The sequence below is a fragment of the Pseudooceanicola profundi genome, assembly GCF_050897955.1.
Classification (GTDB): domain Bacteria; phylum Pseudomonadota; class Alphaproteobacteria; order Rhodobacterales; family Rhodobacteraceae; genus Pseudooceanicola.
Genome location: NZ_JBPAXZ010000001.1, coordinates 1,228,060 through 1,250,514 on the forward strand (window position 1 = coordinate 1,228,060; position 22,455 = coordinate 1,250,514).

A 22,455-nucleotide genomic window follows, 5' to 3' on the forward strand; every position below is an offset into this window, starting at 1 on the left:
GACATTTCCGCCAGTGGGACAGAATCGCGACCTAAGTATCTGATTTTCTCTAGAGATAATTTATAGTGGTGCCCGGGGGCGGAATCGAACCACCGACACGAGGATTTTCAATCCACTGCTCTACCCCTGAGCTACCCGGGCACGGGTGAAGTGCGACATGTGCCGACCTCGGGTTGCGGCGTTCTATGCGGCAGGCGAAGGCTTGTCCAGACCGATTTTCACGAATTTGCAAACCCATTCCACCCGTCGGAGCACACGGCGAAACAGATGCATGTCCCACTCAAACATTTGCCCCCCCCTCCTCCCACGTCAGGCCCCTATCGGCGCCGGGATGGCGTCGGGCTCAGCCCCTGTGGCGCAAATTTATTTGATCTGCGTCAAAAGCGTCCATTGCCCGGCCCCGCCAATCATTCTAAAAAGCGCATAATTTGGCGCTGGAGACGATCAGGCGCACACCCACTCTAGCAGGAGGCACACATGGCGGACGCAGCCGTTCATGGCCACGGGCATGAGGACAATCGCGGGTTCTTCACGCGCTGGTTCATGTCGACCAACCACAAGGATATCGGGATTCTCTACCTGATCGTCTCGGCTTTTGTCGGGCTGATCTCGGTCGCGTTCACCGTTTATATGCGGATGGAACTGATGCATCCCGGCGTCCAGTTCATGTGTATGGAGGGGGCGCGCTTCTTCCCCTCCTCCGCCGAATGTACGCCGAACGGGCACCTCTGGAACGTGATGATCACCTATCACGGCGTCCTGATGATGTTCTTCGTTGTGATTCCGGCGCTTTTCGGCGGGTTCGGCAACTATTTCATGCCGCTGCAGATCGGCGCTCCGGACATGGCCTTCCCGCGGATGAACAACCTCAGCTTCTGGATGTATGCCTCGGGTGTGGCGCTCGGCGTCGCCTCGCTGCTGGCGCCAGGCGGCAATGGTCAGATGGGCTCCGGTGTGGGCTGGGTGTTGTACCCGCCGCTCTCAACGTCCGAAGGCGGCTATTCCATGGACCTCGCGATCTTCGCGGTGCACGTCTCCGGTGCCTCCTCGATCCTGGGCGCGATCAACATGATCACCACCTTCCTGAACATGCGCACCCCGGGCATGACGCTCTTCAAGGTGCCACTTTTCGCCTGGTCGATCTTTGTCACTGCATGGCTGATCCTGCTGTCCCTGCCCGTTCTGGCCGGCGCCATCACCATGCTGCTGACCGACCGCAACTTCGGCACGACCTTCTTCGATCCGGCCGGGGGCGGTGACCCGATCCTCTACCAGCACATCCTGTGGTTCTTCGGCCACCCGGAAGTGTACATCATCATCCTGCCCGGCTTCGGCATCATCTCCCATGTGATCGCGACCTTCTCGCGCAAGCCCATCTTCGGCTACCTGCCGATGGTTCTGGCGATCATCGCGATCGGCGTGCTGGGCTTTGTCGTCTGGGCGCACCACATGTACACGGTGGGCATGTCCCTGTCGCAGCAGAGCTACTTCATGCTGGCGACCATGGTCATCGCCGTACCGACGGGCGTGAAGGTGTTCAGCTGGATCGCCACGATGTGGGGCGGTTCTATCGAGTTCAAGACGCCGATGCTCTGGGCCTTTGGCTTCCTGTTCCTCTTCACCGTGGGCGGCGTGACCGGCGTGGTGCTGAGCCAGGCTGCCGTCGACCGCGCCTATCACGACACCTACTATGTGGTGGCACATTTCCACTACGTGATGTCGCTGGGCGCCGTCTTTGCCATCTTCGCCGGTATGTACTTCTACTTCGGCAAGATGACCGGCCGCGCTTATCCCGAGGCGCTCGGCAAGCTGCACTTCTGGATGATGTTCATCGGTGCCAACCTGACCTTCTTCCCCCAGCACTTCCTGGGCCGTCAGGGCATGCCCCGCCGCTACATCGACTACCCGGAGGCTTTTGCCACCTGGAACCTCGTCTCCTCCATCGGTGCGTTCATCTCCTTCGCCTCGTTCCTCCTGTTCTTCGGGATCGTGATCTACTCGCTGATGCGCGGCGCCAAGGTCACCCAGAACAACTACTGGAACGAATATGCCGATACGCTGGAATGGACCCTGCCCTCCCCGCCGCCCGAACATACGTTCGAGCAGCTGCCGAAGCAGGAAGACTGGGACAAGGGCCATGCGCATTAAGCGCGGCCTGATCCCGGCCTGACACAAGACTAAGGGGCCGGAGGGAAACCTCCGGCCCTTTCCCGTTCACACTGCCCCTCCGCTGACAATGAGCTATCGCTGGATCACCCCCGACAAGATGGAGCTGCGGCCGCACAGGTCCCTGCCGAAACAGGGATTTGCCGTGGTGATCCTGCTCTTCTTCACGCTGGTCTCCGTGCCGATGGCGGCGATGGTGGGGACCATGGTGCTCTGGGGGTTGCTGCCTTTCGCCATGATCGCGCTGGCCGCGCTCTGGTGGGCGCTCCAGCGCAGCTACCGCGACGGCGAAATCCTGGAGACCCTGGAGATCGGGGAGACGGAGGCGCGGCTGACCCGTCAGACGCCGGACGGCAAGACCCAGGACTGGGCCTGCAATCCGTACTGGGTCCGCGTGCAGAAATACGCGACGGAGGGGCCCGTGCCGCATTACGTCACCCTCAATGGCAATGGCCGGGAGGTGGAGATCGGCGCCTTCCTCGCCGAAGAGGAACGGATCGAACTCTATGGTGATCTCGCCGACCGGTTCGCCAGGCTCCGCAAGGCTTAATCGGCCCGCTCCGGCAGACCGTCATGATCGGTGGAGGCCATCTCCTCCAGCTCCGCCTCTGTCATATCGTCATACATCTCGCGCGACGCGCCCTGCAGGTCCTTGACCCTGGTCTCGCCGCGCTTGGCCGACAGCGCCGCTCCTGCGGCGCGCTGCTGTGCCTTGGACTGTGCCTTCATGGTCTACCCTCCGGTTTCAGGGCAAACCCAAAGAGCTGCGGCCCGGTTCCCCCCTATTCCTTCGGCGTATCATCCCCGAAGAGCCCGGTCAGCGCCCGTCGCAGGACGGAGGTCACCCGCGGCCTGCGCCCCTCGCCAAAGGGCATCGGACGGCAGACCTCCATCGCGGCGACACCGACCCGCGCGGTGAGCGCCCCGTTTACCACGCCCTCGCCAAAGCGCCGCGACAGCCGTGCCAGCATGTGCCCGCCCAGAACCGACCCGACAAGGTCATCGCCCACGGCCACCGCCCCCGTCGCCACCAGATGCGTCATCACCGCCCGCAGCAGCCGGAGCGAGCCCAGCGTGCCGGACCGCCCGCCATAAACCTCCGCGATCCGCCGGATCATCCGGATGTTGGAGGTCAGCGCGGCCACCACATCGGCAAAGGCCAGCGGCAGCAGCGCCGTCACCGTTGCCACCTGCCGCGCGGCGGCCTCCACTTCCCGCAGGGCAGCGGCGTCGAGCGGTGCCACCAGCTCCGCCTCCGCCAGCGCCATCAGCGCACCGGCATCGAACTGCTCGTCCCGGCGCTCGGCAAACCGGGCCCGCTGCCAGCGCAGATCCTCCCGCCCGCGATAGACCGCCTCCAGCCGCCCGGCAAAGTCGCGCGCCTGTTTCAGCTCACCCGAAGCCAGCACCTCCTCCGCCAGATGATGCAGCCGGTCCATCCGCTCTAGCCGGGAAAAGGCCGCCAGCTCCTTGACCACGATGGCCAGCGCTACTGCGACAAAGGCCGCGATCAGCGCCGCCACCGCCCAGCCCAGCCAGGGGGTTGAGGCGATGAGCGAGGTCACGAATTGCCAGGCCAGCGCCGAGATGACCACGCCCAGCAACGCTGTCAGCAGCCGCCAGAACCAGCGCGCCAGACGTGACGGACGACGTGCGGCCAGCGTCGCCGCCACCTGCATCGCCTGCCCCTTCGGCGTCTCGAACCCCGGCCCGCTGTCAGGGACCGGAGGCGCCTCCGCAGGCGAAGGCCCGGCCTCCTCCAGCTCGATCAGGACCGGACCGCGTCTCTTGCCCTCTTCAGCCATTGTGACCCTCCCGGTGCCATTCCAGCCGGACATCCGGCAGACCTTCGTCATTGGTGGTGCCATCGCCGAATTCCACCTCGTCAAAGCCCAACCGCGCATAGAACCGCCGCGCACCCATATTGGCCACGAAGGTCCAGAGCTCCAGCCGCTCGCAGGCCGCCATCGCATCCTCCATCAGCTGCCGCCCGACGCCATGCCCGCGCGCGCCCCGCGCAACGTAAAGCGCATGGACCAGCTCACCCTCCCGCGCCAGGAAGCCGCGCAGCGTCCGCCCGTCGCCTGCCGCCAGCGCGACCCGGACCCAGCCCATCTCGATCATGTCACCGACAAAGGAGATATCCTCCGCCAGGCTGTGCAACACCGGCATCCAGGCATGGTCACGGATCGACTGGTCGAGGATCGCGCCCAGACCGCCGGCATCCAGCACCTCCGCATCCCGCAGAACCAGGCTCACAGCTTGTCCCCGATCAGGAACTGCGCTGCCCGGTCCAGCCGGATATGCGGCGGCCCCTCGCCCGGCTTCAGCCGCAGCTCGGCGGGCGCAAAGCGCATCAGATCATACTCGCCATCCAGCCAGTCGCGCCGGCCCTCGCGCGCGGGGTTGAGCAGCCGGGCAGGATCAGCAGGAAGCTCACCCGGATACATCGCCGCCATCCGCCCGCGCGTCCCGTCGGCATTCAGCAAGGTCCCCCGCACGCAGTCCAGCGGCGCGCCCTGATGCTGCAGCGTCTCCTCCACCGTCGCGCGGAGGGAGGCGATGGACATCGCCCCCGTCTCCGCCCCCGCGAATTCCGCCCGGTCGACGGCCTCCCGCACCAGCGCCTCCATGATCGCGGTCATGGCGCCGTGCTGGACATGATGCAGATGGTCGGCCTTGGTTGCGGCGAACAGGATCTTCTCCACCCGCTGGCCGATCAGCAGCCGCGACAGAAAGGAATTCCGCCCGGGCCGGAAGGCCGCCAGCGTATCGGCCAGCGTCTGACGCAGATCCTCCACCGCCGCCGGGCCCTTGTGAATGGCCCCCAAGGCATCGACCAGCACCACCTGCCGGTCGATCCGCGCGAAGTGATCGCGGAAAAACGGCTTGGCCACGCGGGACTTATAGGCCTCGAACCGCCGCTCCATCTCCCGCCAGAGGCCACGCCGTGCCGGCTGATCCTCCGGCGGCAGCGGCGCGAATGTCAGCACAGGCGAGCCGGCCATTTCGCCGGGCAACAGGAACCGTCCCGGCGTCAGGTCGGAATAGCCTTCCTCCCGCGCCGCCTCCAGATAGCGGGTATAGAGCTCTGCCAGCGCATGGGCATCCGCCTCCTCCCAGCTGTCCTTGCCGGAGGCCCCGCGCGCCGCGGACAGGAATGCACCGGCGGCCGGTCGCAGCGCGATCCGGCCCAGCATCTCCTCCGACCATTCGCGGTAGCTGCGGTCGAGCAGACCCAGATCAAGCAGCCATTCCCCGGGATAATCGACGATATCCAGATGCACGACACGCGGCCCCTGAAAGGCCGAGAGCAGCCCATGCGGCTTGACCCTGAGCGACAGGCGCAGCTCACTGATGGCCCGCGTGCTTTCGGGCCAGTGTGGCTCCGCGCCGGTCAGCGCCGCCAGATGGGATTCAAACTCGAACCGAGGCACCGTATCGTCGGGCTGCGGCTGCAGATAGGCCGAGAGGATCCGCCCCTCCGACTGCGCCAGCAGCCCCGGCATCCGCGCCCGGTCCATCAGGTTCGCCACCAGCGAGGTCAGGAAGACGGTCTTGCCCGCGCGCGCCAGCCCGGTCACGCCCAGCCGGATGACCGGCTCGAAAAACGCCTCCGACACCGTGTCGCCCACGGCCTCCACCTGCCGTGCCATGCTGTCCGCAATCGTGCCGATAATCACCCTGCCCGGACCTTTCCCTTGCCCCGTCTGAAACATAGGCCCGCCCGCGGCCGCCCGCCAGCCCCGCCCCCGATTCATCTTGATCCGACTATCGCCGGGGCGCGCGGCAGCGACCCGACTGCGCCCTGAGAGGCAACACTCCCCGCCCTGCCAGAGGCACAGACACGGCGCGCGGACCGGAGGCCCCGACAGGCCGTCTCACCGAGGGCATAACAATAGACGGCGCGCCGTCCTTTCCCCCACTGGACCCGCCCGCAGCCCGGAGATATGACCGCCCCTATGCCCCGCTACGCCCTTCTTGTCGAATATCACGGAGCCCCCTTTTCCGGCTGGCAGCGCCAGATCGGCCACCCCTCCGTTCAGGCCGCGATCGAAACGGCTCTCGGCAAGCTTGAGCCCGGACCGCATACAATCGCGGCGGCGGGCCGCACCGATGCAGGCGTTCATGCCACAGGACAGGTCGCCCATTGCGATCTCACAAAAGACTGGGACCCGTTCCGGCTGTCAGAGGCGCTGAACTACCATCTTAAACCTGCGCCTATTGCCATCCGGGCCTGCGCCCGGGTGAGCACCGACTGGCATGCCCGCTTTTCCGCAGAAGAGCGCCGCTATCTTTTCCGGCTGCTCATGCGCCGCGCGCCGGCCACCCATGATGCCGGTCTGGTCTGGCAGGTTCCGCATCAGCTCGATCCCGATCTGATGCGGCAGGGTGCAGCGCATCTTGTCGGCCGGCACGATTTCACCACCTTCCGGTCGGTGATGTGCCAGTCAAAATCGCCGGTCAAGACGCTGGACGAGATCCGGATCGAAGAGGTCGAAACCCCGTCCGGCAGCGAGATCCGCTTTCATTTGCGCGCGCGGTCATTCCTGCATAATCAGGTGCGTTCGATTGTCGGAACACTGGAGCGGGTGGGTTCGGGGGCATGGCCGCCCGACCGGGTAAGGGACGCGCTGGAGGCGCGCGCGCGGGCCGCCTGCGGGCCGGTCTGTCCGCCGCAGGGGCTCTATCTTGTTGGCGTGCTGTATCCAGATGCGCCCTTCGGGCAGGACGGGCTTTAGGGACCCGGTCTGACCGTTATTTGCCGTGCCCCCCGGCGCGAAACGTAACGGCCTCTTGAGACCTCGGCACTCTATCCCAGTTGAAGTACAAATAACGGAGGTGGAAAGGGGGCGCTGCCCCCTACCGGCAAATGCGGTGCATTTGCCGGTCACCCCCGGGATATTTCCGGCAAGAAAAAGACCAGGGGGTAGCTCTCTCTGTGGTCGCAATCTTTTCAGACCTGTCGGGACCCGCCATATAGGAGACATGAGCGAATCCCTTTCTCTTCCCGCGGGGCCCATGGGGGCCTGGCCCGAGCTGCAGCCCGGCTGGGTCTGGCTCTGCGGTGCCGGTCCGGGTGATCCGGGGCTGCTGACCCTGCATGCGGTGAACGCGCTGCGTCAGGCCGATACTGTGGTCTACGATGCGCTGGTGGAGGAGGCGATCCTTGACTGGGCGCCGCAGGCGGAGCGCATCTATGCCGGCAAGCGGGGCGGCAAACCTTCGGCCAAGCAGCGCGACATCTCGCTCCGGCTGGTCGATCTGGCCAAGGCGGGCAAGCGGGTCCTGCGTCTGAAGGGCGGCGATCCTTTTGTCTTTGGTCGGGGCGGCGAAGAGGCGCAGACGCTGATCCAGCGCGGTGTGCCGGTGCGGATCATCCCGGGCATCAGCGCGGGCATCGGCGGGCTGGCCTATGCCGGGATTCCCGTCACCCATCGCGACGTGAACCAGTCCGTGACCTTTGTCACCGGCCATGACCAGTCCGGCGCCACGCCGCAATCGCTGAACTGGAAAGCGATCGCCGAGGGCGCGCAGGTTCTGGTGATCTACATGGGCATGAAACATGTGGACCAGATCGCCACGGCGCTGCTGGAGGCCGGGCGGCCTGCCGATGAGCCCGCCGCCGTGGTCTGCGCCGCGACCACCCGCGACCAGAAGGTACTGGAGACGACGCTTGGCCGCATGGTGGCCGACATTGCCGCGGCAGAGCTGGAGCCGCCCGCCATCCTTTGCATCGGGCGCTCGGTCCTGATGCGGCAGGTGCTAGACTGGCAGGGTCTGATGGCCGGTGAGGCACCGCGCAACCTCGACCCGCTGAACCGGGGCCGGCCGGCCGAAGTCTCGTGAAGGGGCTGATCCTGGCCGCGCCCGCCTCGGGCAGCGGCAAGACGACCGTCACGCTCGCGCTGCTGCGTGCCCTTGCCCGGGCGGGCATCGGCATCAGGGCGGCGAAATCGGGGCCCGACTATATCGATCCGCGCTTTCACGAGGCCGCCTGCGGCCAGCCCTGCGTCAACCTCGACGCCTGGGCCATGTCGCCCGCCCGGCTGCGCGCGCTGGCCGCCGGGGACCTGCCGCTGATTATCGAAGGCGCCATGGGGCTGTTCGATGGCGCCCCGCCCGATGGCAAGGGGGCCGTGGCCGATCTGGCGCGGCTGTTGGGCCTGCCCGTCGTGCTGGTTGTGGATGCGGGGAAGATGGCGCAGTCCGTCGCACCACTGGTCGCGGGCTTTGCGCATCACGACCCGGAGGTAAAGGTCGCCGGCGTCATTCTGAACAATGTCGGCAGCGCCCGGCATTACGACATGCTGACCCGGGCGCTGGCGCCGACCGGCCTGCCCGTGCTGGCGGCCATGCCGCGCCGCGCCGATCTTGCCCTGCCCTCCCGCCATCTGGGACTGGTGCAGGCGGCAGAGACGGGGGCGCTCGATGACTATCTCGACCATGCCGCGGCCATTTTGGCGGCGGGCGTGCCCGACCGGCCCAATCCGCCGCTGTCCGATATCCTAGACCTCGCCACGCGGCTGCTGCCCGCGCCGCAGGCGCCGCGGATCGCCCCGCCCGCCCAGCGGATCGCCGTGGCCTATGACGAGGCCTTTGCCTTTGCCTACCCTCATATGCTGGAGGACTGGCATGCGCAGGGGGCGGAGCTTTCGACCTTCTCCCCGCTGAACGACGATCCGGTGCCGCAGACGGATTTCGTCTTTCTACCCGGCGGCTATCCGGAGCTGCATGCCGGCCGCATCGCCAATGCTGCGACCTTCCTCAAAAGCCTGCAGCGCCATGCGGAGACGCGCGGCATCTATGGCGAATGCGGCGGCTACATGGTGCTGGGTGCCAGCCTGACCGATGCCGAGGGCGTGCCGCACCGCATGGCCGGGCTGCTGCCGCTCGCCACATCGTTCAAGAAGCGCCAGCTGCATCTGGGCTACCGCACCGTCACCGCGGACCACGGCCCCTTCCCCGGCACCCACAAGGCGCATGAATTCCATTATGCCACCACGCTCTACACGAGCGGCGCGCATCTGTTCGACGCCGAGGATGCCGAGGGCCATGCCCTGCCGCCGATGGGGCTGATCGAGGGGCGCGTCGCGGGCTCTTTTGCACATATCATCGACCGGGCCTGACCGGATCGCACATCAGCGCCCCTTGCGCCAGCCCAAGGGCCCGACTAGGCGAGACATATGAGCAGTGCTGAATATATCCCCGACGACAGCCGGGCCCGTCGCAATGTGACCGTTCTGGTGTTGGCCCAGGCAATCCTGGGCGCGCAGATGCCGATGATCTTCACGATCGGAGGCCTCGCCGGGCAGTCGCTGGCGCCGAACCCCTGTTTCGCCACCCTGCCGATCTCGCTCATTGTGCTGGGGTCGATGCTCTCGGCCACGCCGCTCTCGGCCATCATGCAGAAATACGGCCGCCGCGCCGGGTTCTTCCTGGGGGCGACCGGCGGCACGATCGGCGGCATCGTGGGGGCAATCGGACTCTACCACCAATCCTTTGCGCTGTTCCTGCTGGGCTCGCTCTTTACCGGGCTCTACATGTCGGCGCATGGCTTTTACCGCTTTGCCGCCGCCGATACCGCCTCCGATGCCTATCGACCAAAGGCGATTTCCTATGTCATGGCAGGCGGGCTGGCCTCTGCCATCATCGGGCCGCAGCTGGTCAAGGTGACGGCCGATGCGATGGTGATCCCCTTCCTCGGCACCTATATCGCCGTAATCGCAGTGAATGTGCTGGGCTCCCTTCTCTTCACGCTGCTCGACATTCCACGCCCGCCGGTCCCGGCAAAGGACGCGCCGCGCGGTCGGTCTCGCGCGGAACTGTTGACCACGCCGCGTATCGCCGTCGCGGTGATCTGTGCCATGGTGAGCTATGCGCTGATGAACCTCGTGATGACCTCGACTCCGCTGGCCGTGGTCGGCTGCGGTTATGAGAAATCCCATGCCGCCGATATCGTAACCTCCCACGTGCTGGCCATGTATGTGCCAAGTTTCTTCACCGGCCACCTGATCGCGCGTTTCGGGGTCGAAAAAATTCTCGGCGCAGGGCTGGTGATTCTGGCCGGCGCAGGGGCCGTCGCGATTCAGGGCGTGCAGCTGGAGAATTTCTTCGTCGCGCTGGTGCTGCTGGGGATCGGCTGGAACTTCGGTTTCATCGGCGCCACCACCATGCTCGCGGGCGCCCACAGGCCGGAGGAACGTGGCCGGATGCAAGGGCTGAACGACCTGATCGTCTTTGGCGGCGTGACCATGGCCTCGCTGGCCTCGGGCGGGCTGATGAACTGTTCGGGCGGCGACGCCCAGACCGGCTGGACGGCGGTGAACCTCGCCATGGCGCCGTTCCTGGTGCTGGCGGGCGGCGCGCTGATCTGGCTGGCCCTGCGGCCCCGGACCCCGGACAGCCGGCGCGTGATATAAAAAAGGCCGGTGCAGGACACCGGCCTTTGAAATTGCAGACATGGCAGCGCTTTTGCTGTTAGCTCAGCCGCGCCTTGACCAGCGGCCCGGCTGCGGCAAAATCCATCTGGCCGGTATACTTGGCCTTGAGAGCGCCCATCACCTTGCCCATGTCACGGATAGAGCCGGCCCCGACCTCTGCCACCGCGGCATCCACGGCCGAGGCGACCTCTTCCTCGTTCAGCTGGCGCGGCAGGAATTCCTCGATATAGACGATTTCGCCGCGCTCCTGTTCAGCCAGATCGAGCCGGCCGCCCTCTTCATAGACTCGTGCGCTTTCCTGGCGCTGTTTGACCATCTTGCCGAGGATCGCCAGAACCTCCGACTCGTCCACACCATCCTCGCGGCCCTCGCCGCGGGCGGCAATGTCACGGTCCTTAATGGCTGCATTGATCAGGCGCAGCGTGCTCAGCCGCGCTGAATCGCGGTCCTTCATCGCCTGCTTCATCGCGGCGGTCACTTTCTCGCGAAGTGTCATGGTCCCATCCCCTGGATCATCAAGTCCCTCAGACTAGACCACCGGCGACATGTGCACAACCACCGCTGCACTGCAGCAGACGCCACGGAACATGATGCGAAGACAGCCCCAGAAGCCCCTTGACCCTCTCCGCTCACACTCCTATTTAACCGCCAATTTGCCATCAGCAGGGGGCGGAGATGCCGCATACTTATCAGCCGAAACCGACCGCCTGCCTCGCCCTTGCCAATGGAACGATCTTCATGGGGCGCGGCTTCGGCGCCACTGGCGTTACCGTGGCGGAACTCTGCTTCAACACGGCGATGACCGGCTATCAGGAGATCATGACGGACCCGTCCTACGCGGGCCAGATCGTGACCTTCACCTTCCCCCATATCGGCAATGTCGGCGTCACCCCGGAAGATGACGAAACCGCCGATCCGGTCGCCAACGGCATGGTCGTGCGCTGGAACCCGACAGAGCCGTCGAACTGGCGCGCCACGGGCGAGCTATCGCAATGGCTGGCCTCCCGCGGGCGCATCGCCATCGGCGACATTGACACCCGCCGCCTGACCCGCGCCATCCGGGCCCAGGGCGCGCCGCATGCCGCCCTCGCCCACGATCCCGACGGCAATTTCGACATCGAGGCGCTGGTCGCCCAGGCGCGCGGCTTCAGGGGCCTTGTCGGGATGGACCTGGCCAAGGATGTGACCTGTGCCCAGTCCTACCGCTGGAACGAAACCAAATGGGCCTGGCCCGAGGGCTTCGGCACTCAGACCGCGCCGCGCCACAAGGTGGTGGCGCTGGATTACGGTGCCAAGCGCAACATCCTGCGCTGCCTGTCGACCGCCGGCTGCGATGTGACCGTCCTGCCGGCCACCGCCACGGCGGAGGAGGTGCTGGCCCACAATCCCGACGGTATCTTCTTGTCCAACGGCCCCGGCGATCCGGAGGCCACCGGTGCCTATGCCGTGCCCATGATCCGCGAGGTGATGGACAAGACGGACCTGCCGATTTTCGGCATCTGTCTGGGCCACCAGATGCTGGCGCTGGCGCTTGGCGCCAGCACGGTCAAGATGAACCACGGCCACCACGGCGCCAACCATCCCGTGAAGGACATGGAGACCGGCAAGGTCGAGATCACCTCGATGAACCATGGATTCGCCGTGGACAGCCAGACCCTGCCCCAGGGCGTCAAGGAAACCCATGTCTCGCTTTTCGACGGGTCGAACTGCGGCATCCGGATGACCGACCGCCCGGTGTTTTCCGTGCAGTATCACCCGGAGGCGAGCCCCGGCCCGCAGGACAGTTTCTACCTGTTCGAACGCTTCGTCGGCTCGATGGACGCGCGCGCCTGAAATCGCCCCGCCACTTCGGCCGGATGTAGGGTCATGGCCCGGCACTTATGGTCCGGACCAGAAGCTGTGGCATGACCGCCCCTGTGGCGCCGCGCGGGACCGCGCATTAACTTCTTGTTCAGTCTTTCTTAACTGTCTTTGGCAAAGCTCTCCGTGAACGGGTTGCGGAGGACGGAATGGCGCGGCAGCAGACTGACGGGCAGGCCACCGGCACGGCCGGGCCGGTGCATCAGCCGGCCGTGCCCCCCTTGCCAATGCCCGGTCCCGATGCGGCAGAGCCCGCCCGGAGCGGTGTTGCCAACCCTCAGACGCTGCCGCCATCGCTGCGGCTCCGGTCCCTGGCGACGCTGTCATCGCTGAAACCCCGGTTGGCCGGCCCGGACGAACCGCCCGACCGCCTGCGCGAGAAACATGCAAACGGAGAGATCTCGGAAACCAAGTTTCTGCGCGACCTCGCCCGCACCACGGCCTTTCAAAGCGTGCCGCTCCACCTGCTGCCGCCCGACCCTGCCCTGTCGGACCTGCTGGACCCGGCCTTCTGCCTTCGCCACGAATGTGTGCCCTGGCGACGTTTTGGCCGCGTGCTCTGGGTGGCGACCTCACGACCCGAGGCACTGGATGCAGTGCGGGCCGAACTCGACCGGTCCGAACCGGGTGATATCGGCAAGGTCACGGCCGTCATTGCCCCGCGCGAACAGATTCAGGACTATGTCGCGCGCCAGTTCCGCTCCGGGCTGAGCGAACGCATGCTCAACCGGGTTGCCCCGCATCTGTCCTTTCGGACATGGAATTCCGATCACCGCAAACGTTTGCTGAAACTCTCGGCGCTGACGGCCTGCCTGGGCTGTATCACCGCGCTGGCCCCGCTCCAGGTCCAAGCGGTTCTGGTCATCTGGGCCTGCATGACGCTCGCCATTGCCGGCACGCTGAAAATTTCCGCGGCTGCTGCCCATCTTCTGCGCCCCGAACAGGACCAGTTCGATCCGGCCAAGATCAAGTCAGACCGGCTCCCCCGGTTTTCGATCCTCGTGCCGCTCTACCGAGAGACAGAGATCGCGGAGGTTCTGATCAAGCGGCTGAGCCGTCTGATCTACCCGCCCTCCAGGCTTGAGGTCATTCTGGTGCTGGAGGAAAGCGACAGCGTCACCCGGCGCGTCGTCCGGCGCACGGATCTGCCGGCATGGATGCGGGTGGTCATTGTCCCGGACGGCACGCCACGCACAAAACCGCGTGCGATGAACTATGCGCTGGATTTCTGCACCGGCGATATCGTCGGTGTCTATGATGCCGAGGATGCGCCCGACCCCGATCAGCTGCTCAGGGTGGCGGACTGCTTTGACCGCGCCGACGAAGATGTGGCCTGCGTTCAGGGGGCGCTCGATTACTACAATGCGCGGGACAACTGGATGTCGCGCTGCTTTGCTATCGAATACAACACCTGGTTCCGTCTTCTCCTGCCCGGCATGGCGAAGCTGGGCTTTGCCCTGCCACTGGGCGGCACCACCCTCTTCATGCGCCGCGACCGGCTGGAGGAACTGGGCGGCTGGGACGCCCATAATGTGACCGAAGATGCCGATCTGGGGTTCCGGCTAGCCCGGGCCGGCTACCGGACCCTCGTTCTCGACACCACCACAGGCGAAGAGGCCAACAATCGCCCCTACCCCTGGATCAAACAGAGATCCCGCTGGCTCAAGGGATATCTGGTCACCTACCTCGTGCATATGCGCCAGCCGGTTCAGCTGCTGCGCGACCTCGGCCCCTGGCAATTTCTGGGATTTCAGGCCCATTTTGTCACGGCCCTGTCGCAATTTGCCTTTGCGCCAATGCTCTGGACCTTCTGGCCAATCGCCTTCGGCATGTCGCATCCGTTTAACAACGTAGTCCCGGACCCTGTCCTTGGCTTCATGATCCTGATGATGATCTCGGTCGAACTTCTGTCGATGATCCTGGGCGTCATCGCCACGCGCCGGCCGAGCCATCGTCATCTGTGGCTCTGGGTGCCTTCACTGCACGTCTACTGGCCACTGGGATGCTTCGCCATGTGGAAGGCGCTCTACGAACTGATCTTTGATCCGTTCTTCTGGGACAAGACCAGCCACGGCCATTCGCTCAAGGCGCGCGGCTATGGCACGCTCTCTCACCCGATGGACGCCGTCCCGCCGGAATCCAGTTTCAGCCGGGTCACGAAAGCCTTGGATATGTGATCGCGCAGCGCCTGCGCCGCGGCCTCTTCATCGCGGGCCTCGATCGCCTGCACGATCGCCTCATGTTCGGCCAGCGCCCGCTCACCGCGTCCCGTGGCGGCAAGCGAGGTCTGCGCCATCAGCGCCATCGAACGATGGACGAGGTCCAGCTGCTGCACCAGAAACCTGTTGTGAGAGGCCAGGTGTATCTGCTTGTGAAACCGCCGGTTCGCGCGGGACAGTGCACTCGGGTCGCCCAGCAGCCCACGATCCGCCTCTACCATGTCGCGCAGCACCCGCATCTCCTCGACAGAGGCATGCCGTGCCGCCAGCTTTGCCGCCAGCGCCTCCAGCTCCGCCCGCACGGGATAGAGCTCTGCCAGCTGATTATGATCGAGCGACGCCACAATCAGGGATCGCCCGTCACGCGCCAGCAGCGACTGCGTCTCAAGCCGCTGCAATGCCTCGCGGATCGGTGTCCGCGAGACGCCGAACCGGTCCGCCAGTTCGCTCTCCACCAGACGGTCGCCGGGCCGATAGGTCCCGTGATCGATTGCTTCCAGAATAAGGGAATAGGCGTCTTTCTGCACCGGCACTCTCTCCGTTACGGTCGACAGAGGTTAGACCGCAGCACCCCGCCCCGTCTACTGCCCGCCGCGCACACGCCCTTGCGCCCATTGTCGCGCCCCACTAGCTTCTGGCCCATGCAGCCCCCCGCCCCGGAACACGCCGAAATATCGCTCGACTTTTCCCATGTCACGACATGGGTTTTTGACCTCGACAACACGCTCTATCCGCCCGCTGCGCGCCTCTTTGACCAGATCGAACAGCGGATGACAGACTGGGTGATGGATGCGCTGAAGGTCGACCGGAAAGAGGCCGACCGCCTGCGCGCCCTCTACTGGCGTGACCATGGCACAACGCTGGCGGGGCTCATGCGAAACCACGGCGTCGACCCCGGCCCCTACCTCTCTTATGTCCATGAAATCGACCTGGGCGGCCTGGTCCCGGACAGAGGGCTTGCCGATCACATCGCCGCCCTGCCCGGGCGCAAGATCGTCTATACCAACGGCTCGGCCCCCTATGCGCAGCGCGTCACCGCCGCCCGCGGGCTGGAAGGGCTCTTCGATGCCTTCTACGGCGTCGAACATGCGCAATTCCATCCAAAGCCCGACCGCCGCGCCTTTGAGGTCGTCTTCGCGCTCGACGGGCTCGACCCACAGCGTGCCGCCATGTTCGAAGACGACCCGCGCAATCTGTCGGTTCCGCATGCCATGGGGCTGATGACCGTCCATGTCGCCGAAACGGCTCTGCCTCAGGACCACATTCACTACCATACCGACGATCTGGCGGGTTTCCTCTCCTGCCTTCGTGGCTAGCCCGCGTGCCCGCCACGAATGCCCCTACCTTTTGTCCTGCCCCGGCCCCCATGCCAGGCGCCGGGACACCGTGTCGCTTTGATCACCCCCCGCCAGCCCCCTAAATCTGTAGCACCCCGCCGCAGAGGAAGCTCCGATGTCCACAACCGCTCCCCCGACCTCCGCCCTCTTCCACATTCCCGTTCTGGGCTGGATCGCCCGGGACCTCGCCCGCGATTTCCACGGCAATATCTGGTATGCCGTGACAATTGCCGTCGCCGCGCTGGTATTTGCCGTAAAGACCTGGGGCCTGGTCGCACTCGGCCTCACCGCGCTGTCGCTCGTTCCCATGATTTTCGCCCTGCTTATTGCGATCACGCTCGGAAAATAGCCATATGAGGCGACGGTCCGGACCGGGCCGTCGGCACATCAACCAGCGCCCCGCCCGGCCCGACCGGCATCGCGTTTCTCACCCACCAACACAGGCCAAGATACGACCGATGAAGAGCTGCGATATCCTGATTTCCGGCGGCGGTGTGGCGGGGCTCTCCGCCGCCGCCCTGTTTGGCAGTTCCGGCTTCCGCGTCCTGCTGTGCGACCCCGCCCCGCCCGTCACGGCCGAGGATGCAGACGGGGCCGATCTGCGCACAACCGCCCTGCTGCAGCCCGCGCGCAGCCTGCTGGAAACCGCCGGCCTCTGGTCCCGCCTGGCCCCGCATGCTGCCCCGCTCCGGATCATGCGGATCGTCGATGCGGGCGGGCCGCAGCCCGCCCCGCGGATCACCCGCGACTTCGATGCCGCCGATATCTCCACCGGCCCCTTTGGCTGGAACCTGCCCAATTGGCTTCTGCGCCGCGAGATGCTGGCCCGGCTCGACGATCTCGACACCGTGACCTTCCTGCCCGGCACAGCCACCACAGGGCTGCTGGCACGCGATGCCGAAACCATCGTTACCCTCTCGGACCGCAGCCGCGTCAGAACCCGGCTGGTGATTGCCTCCGATGGCCGCAACTCCCCCATGCGGGAGGCCGCCGGAATTGGCGTGACCACCACCCGCTACGGCCAGAAAGCGCTGGCCTTCGCCGTCACCCACCCTGTCCCGCATGACAATATCTCCACAGAGATTCACCGCACGGGAGGCCCTTTCACACTGGTCCCCCTGCCGGACCGGGACGGCACCCCCTGCTCCGCCGTTGTCTGGATGGAGGACGGACCGGACGCGCTCCGCCTCTCCCGCCTGCCGGTCCCGGAATTCGAATCCGCCCTGATGGTACGCTCCTGCGGCCTGCTCGGCCCGCTGACGCTGGCAACCCGGCGCAGTCTCTGGCCCATCATCACCCAGGTGGCCGACCGCATGTCCGGCGCAGGTGTCGCACTGCTCGCCGAAGCCGCCCATGTCGTGCCTCCAATCGGCGCCCAGGGGCTCAACATGTCATTGGGAGATCTGCGGCTGTTGCATGAGCTCGCCACGGCCAGCCCCGACACGCTCGGAAGCCCGGCCATGCTCGACACCTATCACCGCCGCCGCCACCCCGAAATCCGCCTCCGCGCCGCCGGTATCGATGCCCTCAATCGCGCGTCTCAGATCTCCGCCCAGCCCCTGCGCGACCTCCGCGCCGCAGGTCTTTCGGCCCTCTACGGCTCCGCCCCCGTACGGCGCATGCTCATGCAGATGGGCCTCGGCGCCCGGACGGAGACCTGAGCCCCGAAGCCTGGGCGCAGCGCCCCCCTTCATCTTGGCAAAAATACTCCCGCGCGGAGCGCACCGCGACCGCCGAAGGCGGGCGCAATAAAGACTCTACCCCGCCGATCAGATCGGCCCCGCCAGCCGCTCCTCGCTCAGCATCACATTGGCATCGACATTGCCGACCCCGGGCAGGGTCATGATCCGCCGACGCAACACCCGCTCGAAATCCGCCAGATCGCGCGCCGACACCCGCAACCGGTAATCATAGAGCCCCAGCACATGCTCCACCGTCTGCACCTCGGGGATCGCACTCACTGCCCGCTCGAATTCCGCCAGGCTGACGCGACCCTTGGTCCCGAGCTTCACCCCCAGAAACACCGTCACGCCGAACCCAAGCTTCGCCAGGTCAAGCTCCAGCCGCTCCCCCCGGATGACGCCCGCCGCCCGCAACCGCTGGATCCGTCGCCAGGCCGCCGGCTGCGACAGCCCCACCCGCTGGCCAATAGCCGAAGCCGGCAGCCCTGCATCCTCGATCAGCAGCCGCAGGATCGCCCGGTCCAGCTCATCCAGGTCGACAACCCCGCTCACAGCGGCACCGTCTCATCGGTCTTGATCCGCGCGATATGCATCAACGCCTCAAGATCGGTGATATGCGGCAGGGTCAGGATCCGCTCGCGGTACAGCGTCTGGTAATGCGGCATGTCGCGCGCGATCAGCCCCAGCCGGACATCGACCTGACCGAGGAAGGTCTGGATCTCCAGCACCTCGGGGATCTTCCGGGCCTCTGCCGCGAATTCGTCAAAGGCGCGCGGGTTGGTCTTGTCCAGCGTGATGCGCAGCGAGACCTCCACCGCATAGCCCAGCACCCGCCAGTCGATCACTGCCCGGCTGCCCTTGAGCACGCCCGCTTCGCGCAGCTTCTCCAGGCGCCGCCAGCAGGTCGCCGGGTTCAGCCGCGCGCGTTCCGCCAGCAGCGCGGTGCTGATGGAGGGGTCCTCCTGCAACTGTCGGAGTATGCGCCTGTCGGTATCGTCGAACATGAGTATTTATGGAAAGATAAAGATTACGAATGACTTTCTATCATTTGGGCAAAATTTCTCAAGATATGTGCTGCAAATTTAGTACCGCGACCTATGCTGCCGCCCATCCCGCCCTGCCAGCGTGCTGGCGGCAACAAACCGGAGGAAAATCCATGCGCGTTTATTATGACCGCGACTGCGACATCAACCTGATCAAGGACATGAAGGTCGCGATCCTGGGCTATGGCTCCCAGGGGCACGCCCATGCCCTCAACCTGCGCGACTCTGGCGCCAAGAACCTCGTCGTCGCCCTGCGCGAAGGCTCGCCCTCGGCCAAGAAGGCCGAAGGCGAAGGCCTCAAGGTCATGGGCATTGCCGAGGCTGCCGCCTGGGCCGACCTGATCATGTTCACCATGCCCGATGAACTGCAGGCCGAAACCTACAAGAAATACGTCCACGACAACCTGCGCGAAGGCGCGGCGATCGCCTTTGCCCACGGCCTGAACGTGCATTTCGGCCTGATCGAGCCGAAAGCCGGCGTCGACGTCATCATGATGGCCCCCAAGGGCCCCGGCCACACCGTGCGCGGCGAATACACCAAAGGCGGCGGCGTGCCCTGCCTCGTGGCCGTTCACAACGATGCCTCCGGCAAGGCGCTGGAAATCGGCCTGTCCTATTGCTCCGCCATCGGTGGCGGCCGCTCCGGCATCATCGAGACCAACTTCCGCGAGGAATGCGAAACCGACCTCTTCGGCGAGCAGGCCGTTCTGTGTGGTGGTCTGGTCGAGCTGATCCGCATGGGCTTTGAAACCCTGGTCGAGGCCGGCTACGCGCCGGAAATGGCCTATTTCGAATGCCTGCACGAGGTGAAGCTGATCGTCGACCTGATCTACGAAGGCGGCATCGCGAACATGAACTACTCGATCTCCAACACGGCCGAATATGGCGAATACGTCTCCGGCCCGCGCGTCCTGCCCTATGACGAGACCAAGGCCTCGATGAAGGCGATCCTGCGCGACATTCAGACCGGCAAGTTCGTGCGTGACTTCATGCAGGAAAACGCCGTGGGTCAGCCCTTCTTCAAAGGCACCCGCCGCCTGAACGACGAGCACCAGATCGAACAGGTCGGCGCCAAGCTGCGTGAGATGATGCCCTGGATCTCTGCCGGCAAGATGGTCGACAAAGAAAAGAACTGAGGCCTTCACGCCCCGGAAACCGAAAGGCCCGCGTCCGACGCGGGCCTTTTTCTTTGGGCAAGAGCGTCAAAGGCACCGAAGCCTTAGTACCGCCCGATCTCAACCAGCACCTTGTCCATCTTCTTGCCATCGGCGCCGATAGGGTACAGCGTTGCGGTATACCGGTTTCCCTTTCCGCCGGAACAGGGCGGCATATAGCCCTTGGAGGCATATTTGCCTGTGCCGCGCGCCTTCTTGTGCACCCGGACACCGCCCGGCAGCTGGTCCGTCAGCCCCGGCACAGACGGCAGGGTCACTGTCCCGGCCTTGGCAGGGTAAAGCAGCGTGCCGTGGCCGCCCTTCGTCGCGAGCTTGGAGTAGGATTTGTCGTCATATTCCACGAGCACTGCCGCTGTCCCCGCCGGCAGGCCGCTGACCTTCATCGGCGGCGTGGCCCCGTTTCCGCCGTGCAGCGTGCACTGCTGCCCGGCCGGGACCTTCTGACCGTCCCAGCCGCCCTGCAAGGCCACGGAAATTTCAGCCTGCGCGGCACCCGCCAGCATAATGAAGGCAGCTGCAAGACATTGTTTTTTCATCTCTATGACTTTCAATTGAATTTCTTTGGAACACCAGATTGGCCGCGTCACCGCGAAGACGCAAGGCCACAGAGGATGCCAGAGCGCGGGCCGAGCCATGCGTTTTCTGCAGTCCCGCTACCCAAGCCGCCCGCCCCCCTTTCCTTCCATGAAACAAAGGCGTAGCGCCCATAGCGCACGCAAAAAGACAAAAACACCAAAACAAACGAAAGAAAATTACGCGGATCGCATCATGTCCGACACTCTTACCGCTCCCGACCTCTCTCACGCGCCCGCGGGCCCCGTGAACTCTCCCGCCCGCGTCCTGCTGGCCAGCCTGATCGGCACGACGATCGAATTCTTCGATTTCTACGTCTATGCCACGGCTGCTGTGCTGGTCTTCCCCGCGCTCTTCTTTCCGGGCACCGACCCGATGACGGCGCTGCTGGCCTCCTTCGCGACCTTCTCCATCGCCTTCTTCGCGCGGCCCTTCGGTGCCGTGGTCTTTGGCCATTTCGGCGACCGTGTGGGCCGCAAGGCGACCCTTGTGGCGGCGCTGCTGACCATGGGCATCTCCACCGTCATCATCGGGCTGCTGCCGACCTATCACCAGATCGGCATACTCGCCCCTGCCCTGCTAGCGCTGTGTCGGTTTGGCCAGGGCTTTGGCCTGGGCGGCGAATGGGGCGGCGCGGTGCTGCTGGCCACCGAAAACGCGCCGGAGGGAAAACGGTCCTGGTATGGCATGTTCCCGCAGCTGGGCGCGCCTGTCGGGCTGTTCCTCTCCTCGGGATTTTTCTGGATCCTGCTGCATTTCATCAGCGAGGACGCGCTGCTGAGCTGGGGATGGCGGCTGCCCTTCCTGTCGTCGATCCTGCTGATCGTGCTGGGCCTCTGGGTGCGGCTCTCGATCTCCGAAACGCCGGAATTCGCCAAGGCTGTGGAAAAGGACGAGCGCGCCGCCGTGCCGGTGGCCGAGATCTTCCGGGAACACAAGCGCAGTCTGGTGCTTGGCACCTTCGTGGCGCTGGCGACCTTTGTGCTTTTCTACATCTGTTCCGCCTGGCTCTTGTCCTACAACGTCAAGGTGGTGAAGATCGCCTTCCTCGACGCGCTGCTGGTGCAGATCTACGGCTCCGTCGTCTTCGCAATCTCGATCGTGATCGCGGGCAAGACAGCCGACATGACCGGGCGCTATGCCTTCCTGCTGGTCGTCACCGCGCTGATCGGGGTGTTTTCCTTCCTGCTGGCGCCCATGCTGGGCGGCGGAATCGGCCGGATCTATGGCTTCGTGACGCTGGGCATGTTCCTGATGGGGCTGACCTATGGCGTGATCGGCGCGGCGCTGGCCGCCCCCTTCCCGACCCATGTCCGCTATACCGGGTCGTCGCTCACCTTCAACTTCGCGGGCATCTTCGGCGCCTCGCTTGCCCCCTACATCGCCACCTGGCTGCAGAGCACCTATGGCCTGGCCTATGTCGGCTATTACATGCTGGTGGCAGCCGCGATCACGATGCTCTGCATCCTCGCGATGGGACGCAGCAAGATCTGACCGCGGTCAGAACGGACAACATCAGACAGCGCCGGTCCGCCGGCGCTGTTTTCATGTCAGGCTTCTTCGCCCTGTTTCAGACGGAACACGGCGTCGATCTGAGGCGCGGTGGTACACCATTTTTCGCCCTTGATCTGCCAGATGGCATCACGGGTTTCGGCCCGGACCGTGATCCGGTTTTCGCCGTGCTCGACGATTTCGGGCGGCAGAAGGCTGAGAAAAAGCAGCAGGGCTTCGGTTGTCAGGCACATGGGAGCACCTCCTTTCGGAACGTACCTCCCATGTGCTCTAGTGTGATATAACACCTGAGGTACCGTCAACATGATGTGGCCGCCCGCAACCCGGACAACAACAATTATCCTTAGAACTGCACAGCGATGCGGCAGGTGGCGGCGGCGGACGGGGGGGCTGTCTGCCCCCCACCCGTCAAATGCGGGGCATTTGACGGCCCCCCGAGGATAT

The 22,455-nt window shown here is 65.2% G+C and carries 23 protein-coding genes and 1 tRNA gene; 13 read left to right on the top strand and 11 right to left on the bottom strand.

The features are described 5' to 3' along the window. Window positions 1–66 precede the first annotated feature (66 nt). Window positions 67–141, bottom strand: a tRNA-Phe gene (locus tag ACRARG_RS06110). A 336-nt stretch (window positions 142–477) separates the two neighbouring features. Here ACRARG_RS06110 and ctaD point away from each other — a divergent pair. Together ctaD and ACRARG_RS06120 are read left to right on the top strand one after the other, a co-directional pair. Next, entirely contained in the window at window positions 478–2,148 is a 1,671-nt protein-coding gene (ctaD, locus tag ACRARG_RS06115) for a cytochrome c oxidase subunit I (RefSeq protein WP_432689103.1), read from the top strand. Window positions 2,149–2,236: 88 nt separating this feature from the next. Beyond that, complete coding sequence (locus ACRARG_RS06120) at window positions 2,237–2,716, top strand: DUF2244 domain-containing protein (RefSeq protein ID WP_432689104.1); 480 nt, start codon at window positions 2,237–2,239, stop codon at window positions 2,714–2,716. On the opposite strand, the gene ACRARG_RS06125 is transcribed toward ACRARG_RS06120, so the two are convergent. The 4 genes from ACRARG_RS06125 to ACRARG_RS06140 are packed head-to-tail and all read right to left on the bottom strand — an operon-like array spanning window position 2,713 to window position 5,849. Continuing rightward, a complete protein-coding gene (locus ACRARG_RS06125) occupies window positions 2,713–2,895 on the bottom strand; it encodes a DUF3008 family protein (RefSeq protein ID WP_432689105.1) in 183 nt (60 codons plus the stop codon). The two genes, ACRARG_RS06120 and ACRARG_RS06125, sit on opposite strands and share 4 nt — an antisense overlap. Before the next feature lie 53 nt (window positions 2,896–2,948). Further along, complete coding sequence (locus ACRARG_RS06130; RefSeq protein WP_432689106.1) at window positions 2,949–3,971, bottom strand: YcjF family protein; 1,023 nt, start codon at window positions 3,969–3,971, stop codon at window positions 2,949–2,951. Then, window positions 3,964–4,425, bottom strand: a complete 462-nt coding sequence (locus ACRARG_RS06135) for a GNAT family N-acetyltransferase (protein WP_432689107.1) — start codon at window positions 4,423–4,425, stop codon at window positions 3,964–3,966. Before ACRARG_RS06135 ends, ACRARG_RS06130 begins: the two co-directional genes overlap by 8 nt. Continuing rightward, a complete protein-coding gene (locus tag ACRARG_RS06140) occupies window positions 4,422–5,849 on the bottom strand; it encodes a YcjX family GTP-binding protein (protein ID WP_432689108.1) in 1,428 nt (475 codons plus the stop codon). Before ACRARG_RS06140 ends, ACRARG_RS06135 begins: the two co-directional genes overlap by 4 nt. A 279-nt stretch (window positions 5,850–6,128) precedes the next feature. Between ACRARG_RS06140 and truA the strand changes: the two genes are divergently transcribed. The 4 genes from truA (at window position 6,129) to ACRARG_RS06160 (ending at window position 10,589) form a co-directional block, all read left to right on the top strand. Next, complete coding sequence (gene truA / locus ACRARG_RS06145; protein WP_432689109.1) at window positions 6,129–6,908, top strand: tRNA pseudouridine(38-40) synthase TruA; 780 nt, start codon at window positions 6,129–6,131, stop codon at window positions 6,906–6,908. 247 nt (window positions 6,909–7,155) lie between these two features. Then, window positions 7,156–8,016, top strand: coding sequence for a uroporphyrinogen-III C-methyltransferase (gene cobA, locus ACRARG_RS06150; RefSeq protein WP_432689110.1), 861 nt, complete (start codon window positions 7,156–7,158; stop codon window positions 8,014–8,016). Beyond that, window positions 8,013–9,296, top strand: coding sequence for a cobyrinic acid a,c-diamide synthase CobB (locus tag ACRARG_RS06155; protein ID WP_432689111.1), 1,284 nt, complete (start codon window positions 8,013–8,015; stop codon window positions 9,294–9,296). Before cobA ends, ACRARG_RS06155 begins: the two co-directional genes overlap by 4 nt. A gap of 57 nt (window positions 9,297–9,353) precedes the next feature. Then, window positions 9,354–10,589, top strand: coding sequence for an MFS transporter (locus ACRARG_RS06160; protein ID WP_432689112.1), 1,236 nt, complete (start codon window positions 9,354–9,356; stop codon window positions 10,587–10,589). Between the two features lie 58 nt (window positions 10,590–10,647). Here ACRARG_RS06160 and ACRARG_RS06165 read toward each other — a convergent pair whose 3' ends face one another. After that, entirely contained in the window at window positions 10,648–11,106 is a 459-nt protein-coding gene (locus ACRARG_RS06165) for a GatB/YqeY domain-containing protein (protein ID WP_432689113.1), read from the bottom strand. Between the two features lie 179 nt (window positions 11,107–11,285). On the opposite strand from ACRARG_RS06165, the gene carA reads away from it, so the two are divergent. Together carA and ACRARG_RS06175 are read left to right on the top strand one after the other, a co-directional pair. Beyond that, the gene (gene carA, locus ACRARG_RS06170) at window positions 11,286–12,443 is read left to right on the top strand and encodes a glutamine-hydrolyzing carbamoyl-phosphate synthase small subunit (RefSeq protein WP_432689114.1); all 1,158 of its coding nucleotides are present in this window, start codon (window positions 11,286–11,288) and stop codon (window positions 12,441–12,443) included. A gap of 176 nt (window positions 12,444–12,619) precedes the next feature. Next, on the top strand, window positions 12,620–14,647 hold the full coding sequence (locus ACRARG_RS06175) for a glycosyltransferase (protein ID WP_432689115.1): 2,028 nt from the start codon (window positions 12,620–12,622) through the stop codon (window positions 14,645–14,647). Here ACRARG_RS06175 and ACRARG_RS06180 read toward each other — a convergent pair. Then, window positions 14,581–15,216 carry a GntR family transcriptional regulator gene (locus tag ACRARG_RS06180; protein ID WP_432689116.1) on the bottom strand — a complete coding sequence of 212 codons (636 nt, stop codon included), beginning with the start codon at window positions 15,214–15,216 and terminating at the stop codon, window positions 14,581–14,583. The two genes, ACRARG_RS06175 and ACRARG_RS06180, sit on opposite strands and share 67 nt — an antisense overlap. Before the next feature lie 114 nt (window positions 15,217–15,330). Here ACRARG_RS06180 and ACRARG_RS06185 point away from each other — a divergent pair, with 114 nt between their 5' ends. The 3 genes from ACRARG_RS06185 (at window position 15,331) to ACRARG_RS06195 (ending at window position 17,687) form a co-directional block, all read left to right on the top strand. Then, window positions 15,331–16,005, top strand: coding sequence for a pyrimidine 5'-nucleotidase (locus ACRARG_RS06185; protein ID WP_432689117.1), 675 nt, complete (start codon window positions 15,331–15,333; stop codon window positions 16,003–16,005). Window positions 16,006–16,141: 136 nt separating this feature from the next. Then, window positions 16,142–16,375 carry a hypothetical protein gene (locus ACRARG_RS06190; RefSeq protein ID WP_432689118.1) on the top strand — a complete coding sequence of 78 codons (234 nt, stop codon included), beginning with the start codon at window positions 16,142–16,144 and terminating at the stop codon, window positions 16,373–16,375. A gap of 109 nt (window positions 16,376–16,484) precedes the next feature. Beyond that, window positions 16,485–17,687, top strand: a complete 1,203-nt coding sequence (locus ACRARG_RS06195) for a UbiH/UbiF family hydroxylase (protein ID WP_432689119.1) — start codon at window positions 16,485–16,487, stop codon at window positions 17,685–17,687. A gap of 108 nt (window positions 17,688–17,795) precedes the next feature. Here the strand turns inward: ACRARG_RS06195 and ACRARG_RS06200 are convergent, their stop codons facing one another. Next, entirely contained in the window at window positions 17,796–18,260 is a 465-nt protein-coding gene (locus ACRARG_RS06200; protein WP_432689120.1) for an Lrp/AsnC family transcriptional regulator, read from the bottom strand. Then, entirely contained in the window at window positions 18,257–18,712 is a 456-nt protein-coding gene (locus tag ACRARG_RS06205; RefSeq protein WP_432689121.1) for an Lrp/AsnC family transcriptional regulator, read from the bottom strand. Before ACRARG_RS06205 ends, ACRARG_RS06200 begins: the two co-directional genes overlap by 4 nt. A gap of 152 nt (window positions 18,713–18,864) precedes the next feature. On the opposite strand from ACRARG_RS06205, the gene ilvC reads away from it, so the two are divergent. Further along, window positions 18,865–19,887: a ketol-acid reductoisomerase gene (gene ilvC / locus ACRARG_RS06210; protein WP_432689122.1), complete on the top strand. Its 1,023-nt coding sequence runs from the start codon at window positions 18,865–18,867 to the stop codon at window positions 19,885–19,887. 83 nt (window positions 19,888–19,970) lie between these two features. Here ilvC and ACRARG_RS06215 read toward each other — a convergent pair whose 3' ends face one another. Then, complete coding sequence (locus ACRARG_RS06215; RefSeq protein ID WP_432689123.1) at window positions 19,971–20,462, bottom strand: hypothetical protein; 492 nt, start codon at window positions 20,460–20,462, stop codon at window positions 19,971–19,973. A 232-nt stretch (window positions 20,463–20,694) separates the two neighbouring features. On the opposite strand from ACRARG_RS06215, the gene ACRARG_RS06220 reads away from it, so the two are divergent. Beyond that, window positions 20,695–21,993, top strand: coding sequence for an MFS transporter (locus ACRARG_RS06220; protein WP_432689124.1), 1,299 nt, complete (start codon window positions 20,695–20,697; stop codon window positions 21,991–21,993). 56 nt (window positions 21,994–22,049) lie between these two features. On the opposite strand, the gene ACRARG_RS06225 is transcribed toward ACRARG_RS06220, so the two are convergent. Then, window positions 22,050–22,244: a hypothetical protein gene (locus tag ACRARG_RS06225; protein WP_432689125.1), complete on the bottom strand. Its 195-nt coding sequence runs from the start codon at window positions 22,242–22,244 to the stop codon at window positions 22,050–22,052. Window positions 22,245–22,455 lie beyond the last annotated feature (211 nt).